Annotated in this window: 19 protein-coding genes; 14 read left to right on the forward strand and 5 right to left on the reverse strand. The window is 64.6% G+C overall.

Annotation, left to right across the window (positions count from 1 at the left end; genetic code table 11):
• Nucleotides 1-86 precede the first annotated feature (86 nt).
• Nucleotides 87-962, reverse strand: coding sequence for a hypothetical protein (locus IVB54_RS26325; protein ID WP_018456865.1), 876 nt, complete (start codon nt 960-962; stop codon nt 87-89).
• A 313-nt stretch (nt 963-1,275) separates the two neighbouring features.
• Between IVB54_RS26325 and IVB54_RS26330 the strand changes: the two genes are divergently transcribed.
• Complete coding sequence (locus IVB54_RS26330; protein WP_247300178.1) at nt 1,276-2,925, forward strand: glycosyltransferase family 39 protein; 1,650 nt, start codon at nt 1,276-1,278, stop codon at nt 2,923-2,925.
• Between the two features lie 187 nt (nt 2,926-3,112).
• Entirely contained in the window at nt 3,113-3,892 is a 780-nt protein-coding gene (locus IVB54_RS26335; RefSeq protein ID WP_018456867.1) for a class II aldolase/adducin family protein, read from the forward strand.
• Nucleotides 3,893-4,088: 196 nt separating this feature from the next.
• Here the strand turns inward: IVB54_RS26335 and IVB54_RS26340 are convergent, their stop codons facing one another.
• The 4 genes from IVB54_RS26340 to IVB54_RS26355 all read right to left on the reverse strand — a co-directional run bounded on the left by IVB54_RS26340 (nt 4,089) and on the right by IVB54_RS26355 (nt 8,891).
• Nucleotides 4,089-5,483, reverse strand: coding sequence for a M20/M25/M40 family metallo-hydrolase (locus IVB54_RS26340; protein WP_018456868.1), 1,395 nt, complete (start codon nt 5,481-5,483; stop codon nt 4,089-4,091).
• Nucleotides 5,484-5,536: 53 nt separating this feature from the next.
• Nucleotides 5,537-6,865, reverse strand: coding sequence for a glycosyltransferase family 87 protein (locus IVB54_RS26345; protein WP_026233257.1), 1,329 nt, complete (start codon nt 6,863-6,865; stop codon nt 5,537-5,539).
• A gap of 133 nt (nt 6,866-6,998) precedes the next feature.
• Nucleotides 6,999-8,627 carry a helicase HerA-like domain-containing protein gene (locus IVB54_RS26350; protein ID WP_018456870.1) on the reverse strand — a complete coding sequence of 543 codons (1,629 nt, stop codon included), beginning with the start codon at nt 8,625-8,627 and terminating at the stop codon, nt 6,999-7,001.
• Nucleotides 8,628-8,687: 60 nt separating this feature from the next.
• Nucleotides 8,688-8,891: a hypothetical protein gene (locus tag IVB54_RS26355; RefSeq protein ID WP_247363435.1), complete on the reverse strand. Its 204-nt coding sequence runs from the start codon at nt 8,889-8,891 to the stop codon at nt 8,688-8,690.
• 82 nt (nt 8,892-8,973) lie between these two features.
• Here IVB54_RS26355 and IVB54_RS26360 point away from each other — a divergent pair, with 82 nt between their 5' ends.
• The 12 genes from IVB54_RS26360 (at nt 8,974) to IVB54_RS26415 (ending at nt 20,072) form a co-directional block, all read left to right on the forward strand.
• Nucleotides 8,974-9,339 carry a hypothetical protein gene (locus IVB54_RS26360; RefSeq protein ID WP_018456871.1) on the forward strand — a complete coding sequence of 122 codons (366 nt, stop codon included), beginning with the start codon at nt 8,974-8,976 and terminating at the stop codon, nt 9,337-9,339.
• Nucleotides 9,340-9,365: 26 nt separating this feature from the next.
• Nucleotides 9,366-9,773, forward strand: a complete 408-nt coding sequence (locus IVB54_RS26365; RefSeq protein WP_018456872.1) for a DUF4332 domain-containing protein — start codon at nt 9,366-9,368, stop codon at nt 9,771-9,773.
• 271 nt (nt 9,774-10,044) lie between these two features.
• Complete coding sequence (gene folP, locus IVB54_RS26370) at nt 10,045-10,905, forward strand: dihydropteroate synthase (protein ID WP_247776504.1); 861 nt, start codon at nt 10,045-10,047, stop codon at nt 10,903-10,905.
• On the forward strand, nt 10,902-11,270 hold the full coding sequence (folB, locus tag IVB54_RS26375; RefSeq protein ID WP_018456874.1) for a dihydroneopterin aldolase: 369 nt from the start codon (nt 10,902-10,904) through the stop codon (nt 11,268-11,270). Before folP ends, folB begins: the two co-directional genes overlap by 4 nt.
• A 1-nt stretch (nt 11,271) precedes the next feature.
• Nucleotides 11,272-11,763, forward strand: a complete 492-nt coding sequence (folK, locus tag IVB54_RS26380) for a 2-amino-4-hydroxy-6-hydroxymethyldihydropteridine diphosphokinase (protein WP_018456875.1) — start codon at nt 11,272-11,274, stop codon at nt 11,761-11,763.
• Between the two features lie 81 nt (nt 11,764-11,844).
• Nucleotides 11,845-13,716 carry a methylmalonyl-CoA mutase subunit beta gene (locus IVB54_RS26385; protein ID WP_018456876.1) on the forward strand — a complete coding sequence of 624 codons (1,872 nt, stop codon included), beginning with the start codon at nt 11,845-11,847 and terminating at the stop codon, nt 13,714-13,716.
• Nucleotides 13,713-14,177: a GFA family protein gene (locus IVB54_RS26390; protein WP_007608185.1), complete on the forward strand. Its 465-nt coding sequence runs from the start codon at nt 13,713-13,715 to the stop codon at nt 14,175-14,177. The genes IVB54_RS26385 and IVB54_RS26390 overlap by 4 nt, the downstream gene beginning before the upstream one ends.
• Nucleotides 14,178-14,186: 9 nt before the next feature.
• Nucleotides 14,187-14,372: a hypothetical protein gene (locus IVB54_RS26395; RefSeq protein WP_018456878.1), complete on the forward strand. Its 186-nt coding sequence runs from the start codon at nt 14,187-14,189 to the stop codon at nt 14,370-14,372.
• Nucleotides 14,369-16,525, forward strand: coding sequence for a methylmalonyl-CoA mutase (scpA, locus tag IVB54_RS26400; protein ID WP_018456879.1), 2,157 nt, complete (start codon nt 14,369-14,371; stop codon nt 16,523-16,525). The genes IVB54_RS26395 and scpA overlap by 4 nt, the downstream gene beginning before the upstream one ends.
• Nucleotides 16,526-16,891: 366 nt before the next feature.
• Entirely contained in the window at nt 16,892-17,884 is a 993-nt protein-coding gene (locus IVB54_RS26405; protein ID WP_018456881.1) for a tripartite tricarboxylate transporter substrate binding protein, read from the forward strand.
• Between the two features lie 174 nt (nt 17,885-18,058).
• Nucleotides 18,059-18,553: a tripartite tricarboxylate transporter TctB family protein gene (locus IVB54_RS26410; RefSeq protein WP_007608177.1), complete on the forward strand. Its 495-nt coding sequence runs from the start codon at nt 18,059-18,061 to the stop codon at nt 18,551-18,553.
• A 4-nt stretch (nt 18,554-18,557) separates the two neighbouring features.
• On the forward strand, nt 18,558-20,072 hold the full coding sequence (locus IVB54_RS26415) for a tripartite tricarboxylate transporter permease (protein ID WP_018456882.1): 1,515 nt from the start codon (nt 18,558-18,560) through the stop codon (nt 20,070-20,072).
• The last annotated feature ends 14 nt before the right edge of the window (nt 20,073-20,086 follow it).

Consider the following 20,086-nt stretch of genomic DNA (forward strand, 5'->3'; position numbering starts at 1 on the left):
CTGATTACTGACGAAGTGACAAGAACACCACCGCTTTACTTGTCTACGCTAGCCTTTGCCTGCACCAGATTTGCCTGCGCCCGCTCTCAAGCGCCGCGCTGGTCGAGGTGGGAGCGCAGCTCGTCGATCGAGGCAAAGCGCATCATCCCCTCAGGCATCTGGGCTTCGATCGAGCCATCGGAATAGAGCGAATAAGCCATGCCGTCGACGATGCCGGATTTGAGCACGGTCACAGGCGCCTGCTCGGCCGCAGCCGCAGGCTCGGGTGCGGGCGGCGGAGCAGGCTCAGCGAAGGTCGACGGCGAGCGCGGTGGCGGGCGCCGCGCGGCGGCCGGCGGCTCCGGAGGCCTCATACGGTCCGGCTTCGGCCAGGCGTCGTCAAAGCTCGCAGGCGGCGTCTCCGGGGCGGCAGGCTCCGCCGACGGCTCGGCATGCGGCAGCGGCGGCAAGCCCTCGCCGGTCTTCGCTTCCGCGCGCTCACGCTCCTTGCGGGAGGTCGAGGCGAACAACAGGTTGCGCCGGCGCGGCGGTTCCGGAACCTCAGGCGGGCTCGGAGCTTCCGGCGCTGGCGGCGGCTCGACGCGCGGACGCTCGCGCGCGGCTGCTTCGTTCTGCCAAGGCGGCGGTCCTGCGGCCGGCAATGGCGGCGCCGGCTCCATCTTCTCGGCGCCCGCCGGCTCAGGCGCGGGGGCAGGCGTCCCGGCCATCCCGAGACCCGGCAGCACGGGCCTGACCCGAACGTCGGATGGTGCAATTGATCCAGCCAGCCGGCGAGCGATGCCCTTCAACTCCGCGACCACCACGTAGAGGCCGGCCAGTAACAGTCCGGAGCAGACGCCGATGGTACCGGAGATTATGAGGGTACTGCCGAGACTGAATTCCCTGACGGTGAAGCCGAACAGGATCGCAAGGAGGCCCGCCAAAACGGCGAAAATCCCCGCGATCAACAATGCCAACGCCATCGAACTCACCCCCGGCCGCGCAGCCATACGCGACACTCGTCACGCCACGATACCGTCATCCGGTGTTCCACGCCAACGTCGAATTATAGGCTGCGTTCCTAAAGGAAAGGAAATCAGGGACTTATTCACATTCCCTTCAGCTACGGCTCGCTACTTCTAGGCTGCTCTCAAGTTGGTCGGATTTGCTGCGTTGCATCAGGAATTTAGCCATAATGCCCAATTACTTGGTAATGGAACTGCGCTATAGGGATTCCGGGGAGCAGGCCCGCGCGCACCAGCAGGGCCAAGAGGGGATTCCGGGTCACCAATAGCCATGACATCCATCACGACTTCGGCGATCGACACGCCTCTGCGGCGCTCGGTTGAACGGACTTGCGACGATCTCGCCATGCTGGTGCTGGCTGCGGTCGCCGTCATTGCAGGCTTGACCTTCCGCGACTATGGGCTCGGCTGGGACGACTACACCCACGCCGAATATGCCGACCTGCTGCTGCGCATGTTCGGTTCCGGTTTCAAGGACACCGCGGCACTCTCCTTCGCCAACCTCTATATGTATGGCGGCGGCTTCGACATGGTCGCGGCCCTCCTGCACAAGGTGATTCCGCTCGAGCTGTTCGAGACGCGCCGTCTGGTCGGCGCCGTCGTCGGCGTGATCGGACTTGCCGTGACGTGGCGGCTCGGCCGCCGTATCGGCGGCCCGCTTGCGGGACTTGCCTCACTCTTGCTGCTCGCGCTCTGCCCCATCTTCTACGGCCACATGTTCATGAACCCGAAGGATGCGCCCTTCGCCGTGGCCATGATCATCCTGATGCTGGGCCTTGTGCGCCTCGCCGAGGAATATCCGCGGCCTTCGCCGCGCACGATCTTGATCGTCGGCCTTGGTGCCGGCCTCTCGCTCGGCACCCGCATCCTCGGCGGCCTTGCGCTGGTCTATGCCGTAATCGGCTTCATGCCGCTGTTCCTGGAGGAACTGCGCAGCGAGGGCCTGCGCGAGTCGGTCCGACGCTTCGCTCATGTCGTCTACGTGCTGCTGCCCGGCCTCGTGCTCGGCTATCTCGTGATGGGGCTGATCTGGCCGTGGTCGATCATGGAGCCCGGCAATCCCTTCGAGGCGCTGACCTACTTCTCGCACTTCTTCGAGAAACCCTGGAAGGAGATGTTCGACGGCGCGATCGTATCCGTGCCTGACATGCCCTGGTCCTATCTGCCGACGCTGTTCGCACTTCAGTTGCCCGAGGTGATGCTAGTGCTGACGTTCGGCGCCGTGATCGGCACCTTGGTTATGCTGCCCCGCCGCGAGGTCCCAGCCCGCCGCAAGACCATCCTGCTGATGCTCACGCTCGCCGCGACGCTGCCGCTCGCGATCGCGATGGTGAAGCGACCGGCGCTGTACAATGGCATCCGCCATTTCGTCTTCGTGATCCCGCCGATGGCGGTGCTCGGCGGCGTCGCCTTTGGCTGGGCCATGGAGCGCCTGCGCGCCAATCATCGCACCTGGCAGCCGGTCGTGCTCGCCACCTTCTGCTTTGGCCTTGCGCTCTCGCTCGCCGAGATGATCCGCCTGCATCCCTATCAATACACCCACTTCAACCACATCGCCGGCACCGTGCGCGGCGCCGACGACCGCTTCATGCTGGATTATTGGGGCCTCGCGCTGAAGCAGGCCTCCGACGAATTGCGCGAGCAGCTGGTCGAACGCCAGGAAGTGCCGCCGCGCAACCGGAAATGGAAGGTCGCCGTGTGCGGTCCGCAGCGTCCCGCCCAGGTCGCGCTCGGCCCCGACTTCACCATTGGCTGGGATTCCAATGCCGCCGATTTCGCCATGACGCTCGGTGAGTTCTACTGCAAGGGCCTCACCGCCCCCGTGCTGGTCGAGATCAAGCGCGACGACGTGGTGTTCGCCCGCGTCTACGATATCCGCGGCAGCAGCATTTCCAGCCTGCTCTCGATCCCGGCGCCGTAAAAATTCTTCTCTCTTGTAGGACCGTAGCCCGGATGAGCGCAGCGACATCCGGGGCCTATCAGGCAGCCCCGCATGTCGCTTCGCCCATGCGGGCTACGCTGGACTGCCGCGCTTTGTGTGCCTTGCTGGCAGGTCGCGGCAGGACTACGCTCCCTCCCTGCAACAACGATGTTCGGAGAGATCAGCCATGTCGCCAGCGGAAGCGCGCCTGAAGGAAGTGCCGTCGAACATGACGGAGGCCGAGTGGCAGCAACGGGTCAATCTCGCCGCCTGCTATCGCCTCGTCTCGCTCTACGGCTGGGACGACTTGGTCGACACCCACATCTCAGCGCGCGTGCCCGGCCCCGACCATCATTTCCTCATCAACCCCTACGGGCTGATGTTCGACGAGATCACGGCGTCGAGCCTCGTCAAGGTCGATCTGCACGGCAACCAGCTCTCCGAGAGCGAATACAGCGTCAACCCCGCCGGCTTCACCATCCACTCGGCGATCCACGAGGTTCGCGAGGACGCCATCTGCGTGCTGCATCTTCACACCCTCGACGGCACCGCTGTCTCGAGCAGCGCCGAAGGCCTGCTGCCGCTGAACCAGACCGCCCAGCTCGTCACCCACGACCTCGCCTATCACGACTATGAAGGTATCGCCCTCGACCACGACGAGCGGCCGCGGCTGCAGAAGGACCTAGGCGACCACAACCACATGCTCTTGCGCAACCACGGCACGCTGACGGTCGGGCGCTCGGTCGCCTCGGCCTTCGAGCGCATGTATCACCTCGAGCGAGCCTGCTCGATGCAGGTGCGTACGCGCGCGCTGGGCACGCCGGTCTACCCGGTCGACGATGTCGCGATCGACAAGAACACCGAGCTGCTCGCCAACCGCGACCGCGCCGAGCTGCGCGCCACCAACCTCGTGTGGCCACCGCTGCTACGCAAGCTGGACCGCGAGCTTCCGGGCTACCGCTCTTGAAATTTTCGGGATTTGGTGTAGGGTAACGGTCAACGAACCTCTACGCCTTTTGGAATGAAACGCCGCCCAATTCCGGGCGGCGTTTTTATTTGGCCCCGTCATTGCGAGGAGCGAAGCGACGAAGCAATCCAGGCTGGCGCCGGAGAGAGATTTCTGGATTGCTTCGCTACGCTCGCAATGACGAGGAAAGAGCGCCCTACTTCACCTCCGCCAGCGCCGCGAGGATGCGGGCCCAGGAACGGATGCCTTTCTGGAAACTGCGGAGGTCGTACTTCTCGTTCGGCGAGTGGATATTGTCGTCGTCGAGGCCGAAACCGACGAGCAGCGAATCCAGCCCAAGCGTACGCTTGAAGTCCGCGACGATCGGGATCGAGGCGCCCGAGCCCATCAACACGGTCTCCTTGCCCCATTCCTCGGTCAGCGCGGTCTTGGCCGCGGCGAGCGGCTTCATGTTCCAGTCGAGCGCAATCGCAGGCCCGGCAGAGTGGTCGCCGAACTCGACCTTGCAGTCTCCCGGAATGCGCGCCGTCACGTACTCACGGAAAGCCTTGCGGATCTTTTGCGGATCCTGCCCTTCGACCAGTCGGAACGAGACCTTGGCCGAGGCGTGCGACGGGATCACCGTCTTCGAGCCCTCACCGATATAACCGCCCCAGATGCCGTTGACGTCGCAGGTCGGACGCGTGGAAGCTTGCTCGACCAGGAGCCTGCCCTTCTCGCCGGCCGGTATCGATAGCCCAACGGGCTTGAGGAATGTGTCCGGCGTGAAATCGAGCTTCTTCCACTGCGCGAGAATATCCGGCGGCGTGTCCTTCACCCCATCATAGAAGCCCGGAATGGTGATGCGATTGTCGTCGTCGAACAGCGCGCCGAGAATTTTGGTCAGCACCCGGATCGGGTTCATCGCGCTACCGCCGAACACGCCGGAATGCAGGTCGCGATTGGCGGCGGTGATCTTGAGCTCCTCATAGAGCAGGCCGCGCAGCGAGGTCGTGATCGCCGGCGTGTTGCGGTCCCACATGCCGGTGTCGCAGACCAGCACGTAGTCAGCCTTAAACTCGTCCTTGTTGGCTTCGATGAAGGGCACGAAGTTCTTCGAGCCGACTTCTTCCTCGCCTTCAATCAAAAACGTGACGTCGATCGGCAGCGACCCCGTCACCTTCTTCCAGGCGCGGCAGGCCTCGACGAAGGTCATGACCTGGCCCTTGTCGTCCTCGGCGCCGCGCGCCACGATGATCTTGCGGCCATCGGCATGGTCGGTCACAACAGGCTCGAATGGCGGGCGGTGCCAGAGCTCGAGCGGATCGACCGGCTGCACATCATAGTGGCCGTAGAACAGCACATGCGGACGGCCGCCCGCGAAGCTCTTGCCGACGACCGCGGGATGGCCGGCGGTTGGCCTCACTTCAGTGGCAACGCCGAGGCTCGCGATGTCCCTGGCAAGATGCTCGGCCGCCGCCTTGCAATCGGCCGCGAAGGCCGGATCGGCGGAGATCGACTTGATCCGCAACAGCGAGAACAGGCGCTCCAGGCTGTTGTCGAACTCCTTATCGATGTGGTCGAGCACGGATTGAAGCTGCGCATTTGCCATTGGTCGTATTCCCTGCGTTCGAATCCCAAGACGTCGGGGCTCAAGATGTCTTCTCAAGAACTATCGGCTTTTAGCGCTGCCGCGGCGTTGGGGCCAGCCGCAACCGGCGGATGCCGGATGTGCCATGCGAGACTAGCTGCGAGCACCGCCGTGGCGACGAGGTTGTTGCCCCAGGCCTGCAAGACATTTGGAAACCACGGCAGCGCCAGCAGCATGAGGATGCCGGCGGCGCCAAGGGCGAGCCAGGTTCCAAGGCGCACGTTCGCCCGCTCGTCGAAGGCGGCACGATGCATCAGCACCGTCATCGGGAAGAACAGCCACATGAAGTAGTATTGCCGCGCCAGAGGCGATGCCACCGTCATCAGGCAGAACAGGATGCCGAGTTCCTCGGCGTCCGAACGCGCCGTGCGCCGCGCTTGCCGTGGCATGACCGCGACGAAGCCGAGTCCGAGCAACGCCGACAGCGCCAGCACGATCCAGTTCGCCGTCCTGTAATCGACGTCGATGACATTCATCGTGCGCGGCGGCTTGCTCGGATCCTCCTGATTGTAGTTGATTGGCCGGACCAGCCGGTGCGTGACAGCAATGAGTGACTGGTTCACCCACGACCAGTTCTGCTCGTCGCGCTGGCCAAATCCTTTTTCCGAACTCGACCCGACCATGCCCTGATACCAGGTCTTGACCTCGGCGGCGTTGCGCTCGAAGCCGCGAATGGGGGCCGGCACGATATAGAGAAGTATGCCGGCGAACGCGACCGTAGCGACGGCGGCTCCCCACTTTCGCCGCCAGACCAGATAGGGCAGCACCGCAATGGGAAACACCTTGATGGCGGCGGCGAGCGCGAACATGAAGCCTGCGAGCCAGGAGCGCTGATGCTGCAAACTCCAGAAGCCGTAGAGCATCATCGCCAGCAAGACGAGGTTCGGCTGGCCAAGATCGAACATGTCGAACACGAAGGTCACGGTGACGAGAGCGGGCAGCGCCTCCAGCCAAGGGCCAGGCGTCCGGCCCGAACCGCTCATGGCATTGGAGAGCATCCCGGTGTACCACCACGCCGCAATATTCAGGATCGACAGCACGCTGTAGAGCGCGATCTTGCCGAACCAGCTCGGGACTGCCAGCAGGATCGCCGGCAGCGGTGGGTAGATGAACTCGAAGTACTGGTGGATATCGCCGGGATAGAGCGGCCCACCCTTCAAGACCTGCTGCCCGGCCCAGTACCACAGGCCGTAGTCCTTGGTCTTGCCGTGCCCGAAGATCTCGGGACCAAGGACATCGGCAGCCAGGATGAAGCAGCAGAGCAGGAAGAGCAGGTCGAGTGGCGCACGCAACGACAGGGTTCGGAGTGCGCCGGATCGAACGAAAGATTTAGGTGAGGTCACGATGTGGTCCAGTCAGGGGCCATAGCACCTAGCAGACCAACGAACGCTTGGAGAGTCCTGATCACCCGAATTTGTACCCGCCGCGCACAAGCGGCGGGTTTGCGGAGGAGTTGCCTCAAACGAGGCTTTCTGCCTACCTGCGCAGCAAGCCGCCGAGCGCGCCGCGGACCAGCGTGCGGCCGATCGAGCCACCAAGCTGGCCGGCGACGGACTTGCCGATATTGGCCGCCATCCCCCCGATTACCTGATTGGTGACCGATCGGGTCACGTCGCGGGCGATGACCTGGCCCGTCGAGAGGCGGCCGCGCTTGACGTTCGTGCCGAAGATGGTGCCGACCATCGAGCCGATCTGGCCGAGGATGCCACCGCCTCCAATGCCGCCGGCCGCGCCGGGATCGGCAGTCGCCGCCGTGCCGGCAATGCGCTTCTGGATGATCTCGTAGGCGGACTCTGCATCAACGGCGGTGTCGTATTTGCCCTTCACCGGGCTTGCATCCATGATCGCCTTGCGCTCTTCCGGCGTGATCGGTCCGATCCGGGCCGATGGCGGCCGGATCATCACCCGCTCGACCATCGCCGGCGTGCCGTTGCCTTCGAGAAAGGACACCAGCGCCTCGCCCTTGCCGAGCTCCATGATCACCTTGGCGGTGTCGAGCTTCGGGTTGGGGCGGAAGGTCTGGGCCGCAGCGGCGACCGCCTTCTGGTCGCGCGGGGTGAAGGCGCGCAGCGCGTGCTGCACCCGGTTGCCCAATTGTCCGAGCACGCGGTCGGGCACGTCGACCGGGTTTTGAGTCACGAAATAAACGCCGACGCCTTTGGAGCGGATCAGGCGCACCACCTGCTCGATCTTGTCCATCAGCGCCTTGGGCGCGTCGTTGAACAACAGATGCGCCTCGTCGAAGAAGAAGACCAGCTTCGGCTTGGGCAGGTCACCGGCCTCGGGCAGCTCCTCGAACAATTCCGACAGCATCCACAGCAGGAATGTCGCGTAAAGCCGTGGGCTCTGCAGCAGTTTGTCGGCGACGAGGATGTTGACCATGCCGCGGCCGTCGCGGTCGGTCTTCATGAAGTCCTTCAGCGTCAGCGCCGGCTCGCCGAAGAATTTGGTGGCGCCCTGGTTCTCGAGCACCAGAAGCTGGCGCTGGATGGTGCCGACCGTGGCCTTGGTGACATTACCAAAACCCTGCGCCGCCTTCTTGATCTCGGCAAGCGGACTGTCCTCGGCATCCGTCCCCTTCTTGCCCGCATCGGGCACGATGGCATCGAGCAGCGCGCGCAGATCCTTCATGTCGATCAGGGTCAGCCCGTTGTCGTCGGCGACGCGAAAGGCGACGTTGAGCACGCCTTCCTGCACGTCGTTCAGGTCCAGCATACGTGCGAGCAGCAGCGGGCCCATTTCTGTGACGGTCGCACGGACCGGGTGGCCCTGCTCGCCGAACACGTCCCAGAACACCGTCGAGAACTGGTCGGGCTCGAACGTCAGTCCCATCTCGGTGGCGCGCTTGACGATGAAATCCGCGGGCACGCCGACCTCGGAGATGCCCGAGAGGTCGCCCTTGATGTCGGCCGCGAAGACCGGAACACCGGCGCGCGCAAATCCTTCCGCCATAACCTGCAGCGAGACCGTCTTGCCGGTTCCGGTTGCACCTGTGACGAGGCCGTGGCGATTGGCGAACGCCAGCGTCAGCCAAGCCTGCTCGTTTCCTTTACCGACGAAGATTTTGTCGTCGGTATCACCGAGCTTGCTGTCCTGTGCGGTCATTATTCCCTGATCTCTCTGCCCTGTTTCGCATATCGAAACTCGAATGCACAGTTCCGTAGTTTAACGCATGTCGCGCGCTGATTGAAACCATTCGACGCGCTCCGGGCATGCGACATCGTCGGAAATATGCAGGTGGACATCCGCCGAAAGTAGGAAGGACGCATTCGCATCGCGGCATTTTTTTGCCGATTTCATCTCCGCTCTTGCATCACTGCAACACTTCTCGCGCGTTCGAGAATGAATCGGAACGTTGATGGCGTTCATCGCTTGTATTTCACACCACACCGGCTCAAGATCATTTTCGAAAGCAATACTCCGGCATGTGAACCGGCTGAGGGGCGGCCATATGGACGAGCTAATCGGGCGGCTGGCGACAAACGCCAGCATAGATAGTGCTGTCGCCGAAAAGACCGTCGGCATTATCTTGGGCTTCCTCCGCAACGAGGGTCCTTCCGACAGCGTCCAGGTCCTGATCGACCAGATTCCAGGTGCAGAAGCGGCAATCGAGGCATCCGGCACCGGCGGAGGACTGTCGCGGCTGATGGGCGGCGGCCTGATGGCGGTCGGCACGCGCCTGATGGGCCTGGGACTTGGCATGTCCGAGATTCAGAACATCGCCCGTGAACTTTTTCGCTTCGGCCGAGACAAAATCGGAGCGGATCAGATGGGCAAGATCATCGCGGGGACCCCGGGCCTCAGCCAGTTCGCCTGACGCCTGCGCATTTCACATCGAGTATCATGACATATCCGATCTCCGAGATTGAGGGCCTGTCGGCCTTTGCCGCCAACAAGTTGAAGGCGCAGGGTATCCGCACCACCGACGCGCTGCTTGAGGCGGCTTCGACCGTGAAGGGCCGCAAGGCGCTCTCCGTGAAGACCGGCATCAGCGAGCAGTTGCTGCTGGAATGGGCCAACGTCTCCGACTACATGCGCATCCCCGGCATGGGCAGGGCCAAGGTCGGTCTGGTCCGCGCCGCCGGCGTCACCACCGTGCGCGAGCTCGCCTACCGTAACCCGGCAAGGCTCGCCCAGAGCATGCGGGACGCCAACGAGAAGAAAAAGCTGCTCCGCATCCTGCCCTCGGAGAAGTCGGTCGGCGACATCATCGCCAAGGCGAAGAAGCTGCCGCCGAAGATTTCGTATTAGGACTGCTGCTCTCCGCATACGGGGTGGGCGCTACTCTCTCGGCATTGTTTTGCCCGATGAGCAACAATGCATCCCAACTCTGCCGTCATACCCCGCGAAAGCGGGGTATCCAGTACGCCGCGGCTCCTCCGTATCGCGGCACTGTCTCTGGATACTGGATTGCCCGCTTTCGCGGGCAATGACAGCGAGGGTGTGCGACGCCCTGTCCAAACGCTGGCAACCCACGCCTTCCCGTCTTGACTCCCCCTCCCCGACCGCTAAAGCGGGCCGCATGAATGCCTCGCCCTCCCCATCCGTCCCGGCGGCCGGTTCAGTCGGGCTTGACGTGCTGCGGACGTTACTGGAGCGGCCGATCCCGGCGGTGATGGGCGTGCTCAACGTCACCCCGGATTCATTCTCCGACGGCGGCGAATTCATCACGCCCGAGCAGGCACTCGCGCGGGCGCGGGCGATGATCGAGGTGGGGGTCGACATCATCGATATCGGTGCCGAGTCCACCCGGCCCTACAAGGGCGCCCGGCCGGTCACCGCGGCAGACGAACTGGCCCGGCTCAAGCCGGTGCTATCGGACATCGTGGCGCTCGGCGTGCCGGTCTCGATCGACAGCATGAAGGCCGAGGTGGTGGCCTTTGCGCTCGATCAGGGCGCTGCGATCGCCAACGACGTCTGGGGCCTGCAACGCGACGCCGGCATGGCGCCGCTGGTGGCCGCGAGGAGCGTCCCTGTCATCGTCATGCATAACCGCGACAGGGTCGATCCCGCCATCGACATCATTGCGGACATGAAGGCGTTCTTCCAGCGCTCGCTGGATATCGCGGCACAAGCCGGCATCGCCCGCGACAAGATCGTGCTCGATCCCGGCATCGGCTTCGGCAAGACGGCAGAACAGAGCATGATTGCACTGGCACGACTTCGCGAGCTCGACATGTTCGGCCTGCCGATCCTCGTTGGTGCCTCGCGAAAACGCTTCATCGCCTCGGTGTCGCCGTCGGAGCCGACCGAGCGGCTCGCCGGCTCGATCGCCGCACATCTGCTCGCCGCACAACGCGGCGCGAAAATCATCCGCACCCACGACGTCGCCGAGACCTTGCAGGCCCTGCGAGTGGCGCACGCAATCGAGAGCAAGCCATGACCGATACGATCTTCGTAACCGGCCTGTCGATCCATGCCCGCCACGGCGTGATGGAGCACGAGACCGAGGTCGGCCAACGCTTTGTCATCGACCTCGAGCTCTATACCGACCTGTCGGAGCCTTCCCGCAGCGACCGGCTCGCCGACACCGTGTCCTACGCCGACGTCGTGGCGACCACCACCGCGGCCTTCAAGAACACCAATTACAAGCTACTGGAGCGCGCGGCCGGCGCGGTGGCCGACGCCATCCTGTCGCACTTTCCGCGCATCCGTGCGGTCAAGATCACCGTGCACAAGCCGCATGCGCCGATCGCCGCGATCTTCGACGACGTCGGCGTCATGCTGACGCGCTCGCGGCACCCCTGACATGGCGAGCGTCCTGATTGCGCTCGGCGGCAATGTCGGCGATGTCCGCGCGACCTTCCAGAAGGCAATCGCCCATATCTGCGGCATGGCGCAGGCCGCTTTGATCGCGCGCTCGTCGGACTATGCGACGCCGCCCTGGGGCGACGAGGACCAGGCTCCCTTCATCAACGCCTGCATCGAGATCGAGACCAGCCTTGATCCGCATGCGCTCCTGTTCGTGATGCAGAAGGTCGAGCAGAAATTCGGCCGCACGCGCGATAAAGAGCGGCGCTGGGGCCCGCGCACGCTCGATCTCGACATGATCGCCTATGACGATGTGTCGATGCAGAAGCCTGACCTGACCCTGCCGCATCCGCGCCTATTCGAGCGCGCCTTTGTGCTGGTGCCGCTGGCCGAGATCGCGCCCGACCGCGTGATCGCAGGCATTCGTGTCCATGACGGTCTCGCCAGCGTCTCGACACAAGGCATTGAGCGGCTTCCGGATACCGGTTAACCAAAAACAACCGTTTGCAGGGACGGCCGGCCGTGGCAATTTCGCCTGCGAACAACAAGATTTTCGGGAGCCCTTCGCCGCATGACCTCCGCGACTGACGACCTGCCGCTGGCGGCGGATTTTCCCAAGGCGACCGTCGACGACTGGCGCAAGCTGGTCGATGGCGTGCTAAAGGGCGCGCCGTTCGAGAAGCTGGTCGCCAAGACCTATGACGGACTCAAGATCGATCCGCTCTATCCGCGCGCCAAAGGTGTTGCGCCCGTGGTGGGCCGGCCGGCGGCGGCGCCCTGGCGGATCATGCAGCGGATCGACCATCCCGATGCAAGTGCGGCGAATGCGCAGGCACTGACCGATCTCGAAAATGGCGCGACGGGTCTGGCGCTGGTGTTCGCCGGCGGCAATGCCGCTCACGGTTTCGGGCTGGAACCGACCGCCGACGCAGTCGCAAGGATCTTGAAGGACGTCCATCTCGATGCCGGCATCGGCCTCGAGCTCGAGATCGGTCCGCAATCGCGGATGGCGGCGATCCACGTCGCGGAATATGTGAAGAGCAAGGGCATCGATCCCGGGGCCTGCGACATCCGCTTCGGGCTCGATCCGCTCGCGGCCTGCGCGGTGTGGGGCCACAGCCCCTATACCTGGGATGAGATCGTTCCGGCCATCACCGGCGGCGTCAAGGGCCTCTCCGCGCTCGGCTTCAAGGGGCCGTTTACATCGGCCGACGGACGCGTGATCCACGATGCCGGTGGCTCGGAGGCGCAGGAGCTCGCCTTCGCGCTCGCCTGCGGCGTCGCTTATTTCCGCGCGATCGAGGGCGCGGGCGTTCCTCTGGAGCAGGCGCAGGGCATGGTCTATGCGCGGCTTGCCGCGGATGCAGACCAGTTCCTCACCATGGCAAAATTCCGCGCATTGCGGCTGCTGTGGGCGCGTATCGAGACGGCGTGCGGGCTCACGCCAAAACCGCTGTACATCGCCGCCGATACCGCTTGGCGCATCCTGACGCAGCGCGATCCCTATGTGAACATGCTGCGCGCGACCATGGCGACGTTTGCGGCCGGACTTGCCGGCGCCAACGCGGTCACCGTGCTGCCGCATACGCTGGCGCTCGGCCTGCCCGATCCATTCGCACGGCGCGTGGCGCGCAATACTCAGCTCGTGCTGCTGGAAGAGAGCAACCTCGCCAAGGTCAGCGATCCCGCGGCAGGCGCAGGCGGCATCGAGACGCTGACCGGCCAGCTCTGCGACGCGGCTTGGGCGCTCTTCCAGGAGAGCGAGAGAGCCGGCGGCGCCTTCGCTGCGCTTCAGCAGGGCCTGTTCCAGAGCAAGGTCGCGGCTGCGCGAAAAGCCCGCGACGCCAACATCGCAAAACGCCGCGACGTGCTGACCGGCGCCAGTGAGTTTCCGAACCTGCACGAGAACGAGACTGCGGTGCTGAAGGCGACGCCGATCGCGCTGGCGCCCTATGGCGAGCAAAAATACAAGTTCGACCCGCTGCCGCCGATCCGGCTTGCGGAACCGTTCGAGGCGCTGCGCGACAAATCCGATGCGGCCTTGAAGGCACACGGCGCGCGGCCGAAAGTCTTCTTGGCCAATCTCGGCACGCCCGCTGATTTCACGGCGCGCGCGACCTTTGCCAAAAGCCTGTTCGAGACCGGCGGCATCCAGGCTGTCGACAGCGAGGGCTTCGCTGATCCGGCCCAGCTAGCTGCGGCCTTCAAGGCCTCCGGCGCCGGGCTCGCCTGTCTTTGTTCCAGCGACAAGGTTTATGCGGAACACGCCCAAGCCGCGGCGCAGGCCCTGCAAACCGCCGGGGCCCGACTTATCTATCTGGCAGGCCGCCCGACCGATGTCGAGGCGGCGCTGCGTGCAGCCGGCGTCACCGGCTTCGTCTTTGCCGGTGCCGATGCGCTTGCGACGCTGCAAGACACGTATCGACGGATGGAGCAGCCATGACGGAAGCAGGCAAACCCGTTCTCACCGGCGGCTGCCAATGCGGGGCAGTGCGCTTTGGAGTCATGACGGCGCCGAACAGGGTTTCGATCTGCCACTGCCGGATGTGCCAGAAGGCCAGCGGCGCGCCGTTCGCCTCTTTTGCCGACATCAACAAGACGGACTTCGCCTGGACCAAGGGAAAGCCGTCGTTCTTCCGCTCCTCCTCCATCGCCGAGCGCGGCTTTTGCGCCGCCTGCGGCACGCCGCTGAGCTTTGGCCGCATCGACGGCGATCGGATCGAGATCATGACCGGCGCGTTCGACCGCCCGGACCACGTGGTGCCGACGCGGCAGTTCGGCACCGAGTCCCGTCTCGGCTGGGTGGTCGGGATCGCCAATCTTCCAAGCCAGACCACGCAGCAGAATTACGGACCGGAGAAGATGGCGACCATCGTCAGCCATCAGCATCCGGACCATGATTGAGGCGCCGCCATGTTTCAGCTGCTCGGACAAACGTTGCTCGGTCTGGCAGAATGGAAGATTGGGAAGCTGTTCGCGCGGCTGCTCTGGGTTGGGACCGGCCAAATTACTCAGAGCCGCTTGGACGATCCCGTCTACAAGAAAAATGTGCAAAAGCTGATTGAGCGCAATCGCAGGTTTGAGGATCCCAAGGAATGACCCGCATTCCCAATTTCGCCGACGTCGCCTTCGAGCGCGCCGCCGCCGGCGCCCCGACCGGCAGCGCCGAGCCGTGGCTGACGCCCGAGGGCATTCTGGTGAAGCCCGCTTATAGCGAGGCCGATCTGGCCGGGCTCGACTTCCTCGATACCTATCCGGGCATCGCGCCTTATCTGCGCGGCCCCTACCCGACCATGTATGTCAACCAGCCTTGGACCGTCAGGCAATATGCCGGCTTCTCCACCGCGGAGGATTCCAACGCGTTCTACCGCCGCAATCTCGCGGCCGGACAGAAGGGCCTCTCGGTCGCGTTCGATCTCGCCACCCATCGCGGCTATGACAGCGACCATCCGCGCGTCGGCGGCGACGTCGGCATGGCCGGCGTTGCCATCGATTCCATCTACGACATGCGCACGCTGTTTGCGGGCATTCCGCTCGACCAGATGAGCGTGTCCATGACCATGAACGGCGCGGTGCTGCCGATCCTCGCGCTCTACGTTGCGGCCGCCGAGGAACAGGGCGTGCCGCCGGAGAAGCTCTCAGGGACCATTCAGAACGACATTCTGAAAGAGTTCATGGTGCGCAACACCTACATCTATCCGCCCGCGCCTTCGATGCGGATCATCTCGGACATTTTTGCGTATACCTCGCAAAAAATGCCGAAATACAATTCGATCTCGATCTCCGGCTATCACATGCAAGAGGCCGGCGCGACGCAGGACCTCGAGCTCGCCTATACGCTGGCCGACGGCGTCGAATACCTTCGTGCCGGCCTTGCGGCGGGCCTCGATGTCGACCGCTTCGCGCCGCGGCTGTCGTTCTTCTGGGCGACCGGGATGAACTTCTTCATGGAAGTGGCCAAGATGCGCGCCGCGCGGCTGCTCTGGGCGAAGCTGCTGAAGCCTTTCAATCCGAAGGATCCGCGCTCGCTGTCACTGCGCACGCATTGCCAGACATCCGGCTGGTCGCTGACCGCGCAGGACGTCTTCAACAACGTGATGCGCACGACTGTGGAAGCGATGGCGGCGACGCAAGGCCACACCCAGTCGCTGCACACCAATGCGCTCGACGAGGCGCTCGCTTTGCCGACCGACTTTTCGGCGCGCATTGCCCGCAACACCCAGCTCTTCCTGCAGCACGAGAGCGGCACCACCCGCATCATCGATCCCTGGGGCGGCTCGTATTATGTCGAGCGTCTCACCCGCGACCTCGCCGCCAAGGCCTGGGGCCACATCCAGGAGGTCGAGGAGCTCGGGGGTATGGCCAAGGCGATCGAGGCCGGCGTACCGAAGCTGCGCATCGAGGAAGCCTCGGCCAAGACCCAGGCCCGCATCGACGCCGGCAAGCAGGCGGTGATCGGCGTCAACAAATACAAGCCGACGGACGAAGCTCCGATCGATATCCTCAAGGTCGACAATACCAATGTCCGCCGGCTCCAGATCGACAAGCTGACGCGGCTGAAGTCCGAACGCAACCAAAAGGACGTCGAGGCCGCGCTCGCCGCGCTGACGCGCTCGGCGGGCGAAGGCAACGGCAATCTGTTGGCGCTGGCCATCGACGCTGCGCGCGCGAAGGCAACCGTCGGCGAGATCTCGGACGCGATGGAGAAGGTGTTCGGCCGGCACCGCGCCGAGATCAAATCCATCACCGGCGTCTACAAGCGGGAGGCGTCCAGCATGGGTAACCGGGTCGAGAAGGTTCAGGCGCTGATCGACGCCTTCGAGGAGGCGGAAGGCCGCCGTCCGCGCATCCTGGTCGCAAAAATCGGTCAGGACGGTCACGACCGCGGCCAGAAGGTGATCGCGTCGGCCTTCGCCGATATCGGCTTCGACGTCGACATTGGGCCGCTGTTCGCGACCGCCGACGAAGCCGCGCGCCAAGCGGTCGAGAACGACGTCCACATCCTCGGCGTCTCCTCGCTTGCCGCCGCCCACCTCACCGCAGTGCCGGAGCTCAAGGCCGCGCTGAAGAAGCAGGGCCGCGACGACATCATGATCATCGTCGGCGGCGTGGTGCCGCCACAGGATTACGATGCGCTCTACGCGGCCGGCGCGGAAGCCATCTTCCCGCCGGGCACGGTGATCGCGGACGCGGCCGAGGAGCTGATCCGCAAGCTGAACGCCCGGCTCGGGCATAGCGAGGCGGCAGAGTAATTCGGCCGCCGCTCGGCAATCCGCCCATTCTTCACCGAGACCGCCGACAACGACGCCGCCATGACCGCAATGGTGAAGGGGGTGACTGCATCGCTCATGGTCGCAAAGATGAAGCGCGATGCGAGCGCGACTGCGACGACTGGTTCGCGGAATTGAAGCGGAGCCTGCTCAGATGGGCGCGGTGACGTTTGCGTCCTCAACCGAGGCGGGCAAGACTCCCGGCCTCGCCTTCCACTATTCCACGCATGAGGGCCGCGTTGCCCGCAGAGCGCTGGTAGCGCTACCTTGCAGCCGCGCTGCAAAGCCGACTAGAATGTCGCCATAGACAAGAGCGCCCGACGTCGTGGGCGCCGCTGGGAGGCATTGATGTCCAAGATTACGCGCCGCAGCTTTGCGGCTTCATCTGCCGCAGTCGCGGCATCCGCCGCATTCGGTCTCACACCCGTACGCGCGCAAGCCTATCCAGCGCGGCCCGTCACCGTGATCGTTCCCTGGGGCGCGGGCGGCGGCACTGACGCGACCGCGCGCATTGTCGCAGCGCTTCTGGAGAAGGATCTCGGCCAGCCCTTCAACGTGGTCAATCGCACCGGCGGCTCCGGCGTCGTCGGCCATACCGCGATCGCGACCGCGCAACCTGATGGCTACACCATCGGCATGCTCACCGTCGAAATCTCGATGATGCACTGGCAAGGGCTGACCGAGCTGGCGCCGAAGAGCTACACCCCGCTGGCGCTGATGAACGAAGACCCCCCGGGCATCCAGGTCTCCTCCTCCTCGCCCTACAAGACGGTGAAGGAGCTCGCGGAAGCCATCAAGGCGGCCCCTCCCGGCAAGTTCAAGGCCTCCGGCACCGGCCAGGGCGGCATCTGGCATCTGGCGCTGGTCGGCTGGATGCAGGCGATGGGCCTGCCTGCCAACCAGGTCGCCTGGGTGCCGTCCAACGGCGCCGCACCCGCGATGCAGGACCTCGCCGCCGGCGGCCTCGACCTCACCACCTGCTCGGTGCCGGAAGCCCGCGCCATCATCGAGGCCGGCAAGGCCAGGAGCCTTGCTATCATGGCGCCGGCGCGCAATCCCATCTTCAAGGACGTGCCGACGCTGAAGGAGGCGATGGGCATCGACTACGCGACCGGCGCCTGGCGCGGCATCGCCGGGCCGAAGAACCTGCCGCCGGAGATCGCAACGAAGCTCACCGCGGCGCTGCAGAAGGTCTACGACTCCGCCGAGTTCAAGGACTTCATGAGCAATCGCGGCTTCGGCACCGTGTGGGGCGATGCCGGCCAGTTCGCAAGCTTCATGGACAAGGGCGACGCCCAGATGGGCGAAGCGATGAAGGCGGCGGGTCTGAGCAAGGCGTGATCTTGTCACCTCTCCCCGCTTGCGGGGAGAGGTCGAATTTGAGCGCAGCCCAAATTCGGGTGAGGGGGAGTCTCTCCAAGTCCAGCTTTCACCGCCAACGCGGACGCAGCCCCGGACTCCACCCTCTCTCCGTAAGAACGGGGTGAGGGATAAGAAATCTCATAGGATCCTCCCATGCGCCTTCCCGACTCCGTCACGGGATCGTTTCTCGTCGTGCTCGGCACCGCAGCCGCCTATGGCGGCTGGCTGCTGCCGCCGGTACCCGGGCAGCCGGTCGGCCCCAACGTATTTCCGCTCGTGATCGGCATTGGGCTTGCGCTGTGCGGGCTCGCGATCGTGTTCGGGATCGGTCACACCTTCGAAGAGGCGGAAGAGCTGATCCCGCTCGAGGATGGCCAGGCAGCGGCTGCCCCGCCGCCTCAGGGAAAGTTGTACGGCCTGCGCGCGCTGCTGCCGCCGGCGCTGTTGCTGTTCTACGTGGTCGCGGCCGACCGGCTCGGCTTCATCATCACCGCGGCGATCATGGTCTACGTCACCTCGACCGCGTTGGGGGCAAAGTGGAAGCTGGCGCTGCCGCTCGCAGCGCTGGCGCCGTTCGCCATCCACCTCATCTTCGGCAAGCTGCTGCGCGTGCCGCTTCCCGCCGGCCTGTTGCCGACACCCTGGTGACCCCATGCTGAAAACCCTGATTGAAGCGTTCGCACTGATCTCCACCTGGGAGGTCATCATCGCGATGTTCGCAGCCTCGGTGTACGGGCTCGTGATCGGCTCGCTGCCGGGCCTGTCGGCGACGATGGCAACCGCCCTGCTCGTCCCCGTCACCTTCTATCTCTCGCCGATCGCGGCGATTGCGACCATCGTGGCGGCCTCCTCGATGGCGATCTTCTCCGGCGACATCCCCGGTGCGCTGCTGCGCATCCCCGGCACGCCCGCCTCCGCCGCCTATGCCGACGAGGCTTACGCCATGACCCGGAAGGGACAGGCCGAGTTGGCGCTCGGGGCCGGCGTGTGGTTCTCGGCCGTGGGCGGCATCGCCGGCGTGCTGTCGCTGATGATTCTGGCGCCGCCGCTAGCCGAGATCGCGCTCTCGTTCTCGACCTTCGAGTATTTCTGGCTGGCGCTGCTCGGCCTGATGTGCGCGACGCTGGTGGCGCGCTCCTCGCCGGTGAAGGCGATCGCCGGCATGTTCCTCGGTCTGCTGGTCTCCTGCGTCGGCATCGAAAATCCCGGCGGCGTGCCGCGCTTCACCTTCGGCCTCACCGATCTGTTCGGCGGCATCGAGCCGATCCCCGCGCTGGTCGGCGTGTTCGCGGTCGCCCAGGTGATGCGCGCGATGCTGACGCCCGAGCCGCCGCCGCTGCCGCGGCGCAAATTCGGAAGCATCATGGCCGGTCAGTGGAAGCTGACCAAGAAATACCATTGGCAGATGACGCGCGGGAACATCGTCGGCATCATCATCGGCGTGCTGCCCGGAGCCGGCGCCGACATGGCCGCCTGGGTGTCCTATGCGATGTCGAAGCGCTTCTCCAAGGAACCGGAGAAATTCGGTACCGGCCATGTCGAGGGCCTGGTCGAGGCCGGCGCCAGCAACAATGCCAGCATCGCCTCGGGCTGGGTGCCATCATTACTGTTCGGCATTCCCGGCGACACCATCGCTGCGATCGCGATCGGCGTGCTCTACATGAAGGGGCTCAACCCCGGACCGACGCTGTTCACCGAGAAAGCGTCGAGCATGTACGCGATCTATCTGATGTTCATCATCGCGAACATTTTGATGATCCCGCTCGGAATCGCCATGATCCGGGTTGCCGCCTACATCCTGCTGGCACCGCGCTCCGCCATCATGCCCATCATCATGCTGTGCTGCGCAGTCGGCTCGTTCGCTATCGGCAACAACATGTTCGGCGTCGTCACCGTCGCCGCCTTCGGCGTGATCGGCTATGTCATGGAAGCCAACGGTTATCCCGTCGCCGCGATGGTGCTCGGCATCGTCATGGGCACCATGGTCGAGCAGGCCTTTGTCACTTCGCTGATCAAGTCGGACGGCAGCATTTTGCCGTTTTTCGAGCGCCCCGTGGCCGCGATCCTCGCCGCCATGGCGATCGGGGCGCTGCTGTGGCCGGTGATGGTCTGGGCGTGGCGAAAGCTGAAACCGGTGCGGACCGGAGTGGCGGCGACATCCCGGTGATATCGGGCGGGCGG

The sequence above is a fragment of the Bradyrhizobium sp. CW1 genome, from assembly GCF_023100665.1.
GTDB lineage: Bacteria > Pseudomonadota > Alphaproteobacteria > Rhizobiales > Xanthobacteraceae > Bradyrhizobium > Bradyrhizobium canariense_D.

Bases quoted from the DNA above. Each gene is read 5' to 3' on its own strand.
- scpA (WP_018456879.1), top strand. From the start codon at position 14,369: ATGACCCGCATTCCCAATTTCGCCGACGTCGCCTTCGAGCGCGCCGCC.
- IVB54_RS26415 (WP_018456882.1), top strand. From the start codon at position 18,558: ATGCTGAAAACCCTGATTGAAGCGTTCGCACTGATCTCCACCTGGGAG.
- IVB54_RS26410 (WP_007608177.1), top strand. From the start codon at position 18,059: ATGCGCCTTCCCGACTCCGTCACGGGATCGTTTCTCGTCGTGCTCGGC.
- IVB54_RS26395 (WP_018456878.1), top strand. From the start codon at position 14,187: ATGTTTCAGCTGCTCGGACAAACGTTGCTCGGTCTGGCAGAATGGAAG.
- IVB54_RS26335 (WP_018456867.1), top strand. From the start codon at position 3,113: ATGTCGCCAGCGGAAGCGCGCCTGAAGGAAGTGCCGTCGAACATGACG.
- IVB54_RS26365 (WP_018456872.1), top strand. From the start codon at position 9,366: ATGACATATCCGATCTCCGAGATTGAGGGCCTGTCGGCCTTTGCCGCC.
- folK (WP_018456875.1), top strand. From the start codon at position 11,272: ATGGCGAGCGTCCTGATTGCGCTCGGCGGCAATGTCGGCGATGTCCGC.
- IVB54_RS26340 (WP_018456868.1), bottom strand. From the start codon at position 5,483: ATGGCAAATGCGCAGCTTCAATCCGTGCTCGACCACATCGATAAGGAG.
- IVB54_RS26355 (WP_247363435.1), bottom strand. From the start codon at position 8,891: ATGAACGCCATCAACGTTCCGATTCATTCTCGAACGCGCGAGAAGTGT.
- IVB54_RS26330 (WP_247300178.1), top strand. From the start codon at position 1,276: ATGACATCCATCACGACTTCGGCGATCGACACGCCTCTGCGGCGCTCG.
- IVB54_RS26390 (WP_007608185.1), top strand. From the start codon at position 13,713: ATGACGGAAGCAGGCAAACCCGTTCTCACCGGCGGCTGCCAATGCGGG.
- IVB54_RS26385 (WP_018456876.1), top strand. From the start codon at position 11,845: ATGACCTCCGCGACTGACGACCTGCCGCTGGCGGCGGATTTTCCCAAG.
- folP (WP_247776504.1), top strand. From the start codon at position 10,045: ATGAATGCCTCGCCCTCCCCATCCGTCCCGGCGGCCGGTTCAGTCGGG.
- IVB54_RS26405 (WP_018456881.1), top strand. From the start codon at position 16,892: ATGTCCAAGATTACGCGCCGCAGCTTTGCGGCTTCATCTGCCGCAGTC.
- IVB54_RS26360 (WP_018456871.1), top strand. From the start codon at position 8,974: ATGGACGAGCTAATCGGGCGGCTGGCGACAAACGCCAGCATAGATAGT.
- folB (WP_018456874.1), top strand. From the start codon at position 10,902: ATGACCGATACGATCTTCGTAACCGGCCTGTCGATCCATGCCCGCCAC.
- IVB54_RS26325 (WP_018456865.1), bottom strand. From the start codon at position 962: ATGGCGTTGGCATTGTTGATCGCGGGGATTTTCGCCGTTTTGGCGGGC.
- IVB54_RS26350 (WP_018456870.1), bottom strand. From the start codon at position 8,627: ATGACCGCACAGGACAGCAAGCTCGGTGATACCGACGACAAAATCTTC.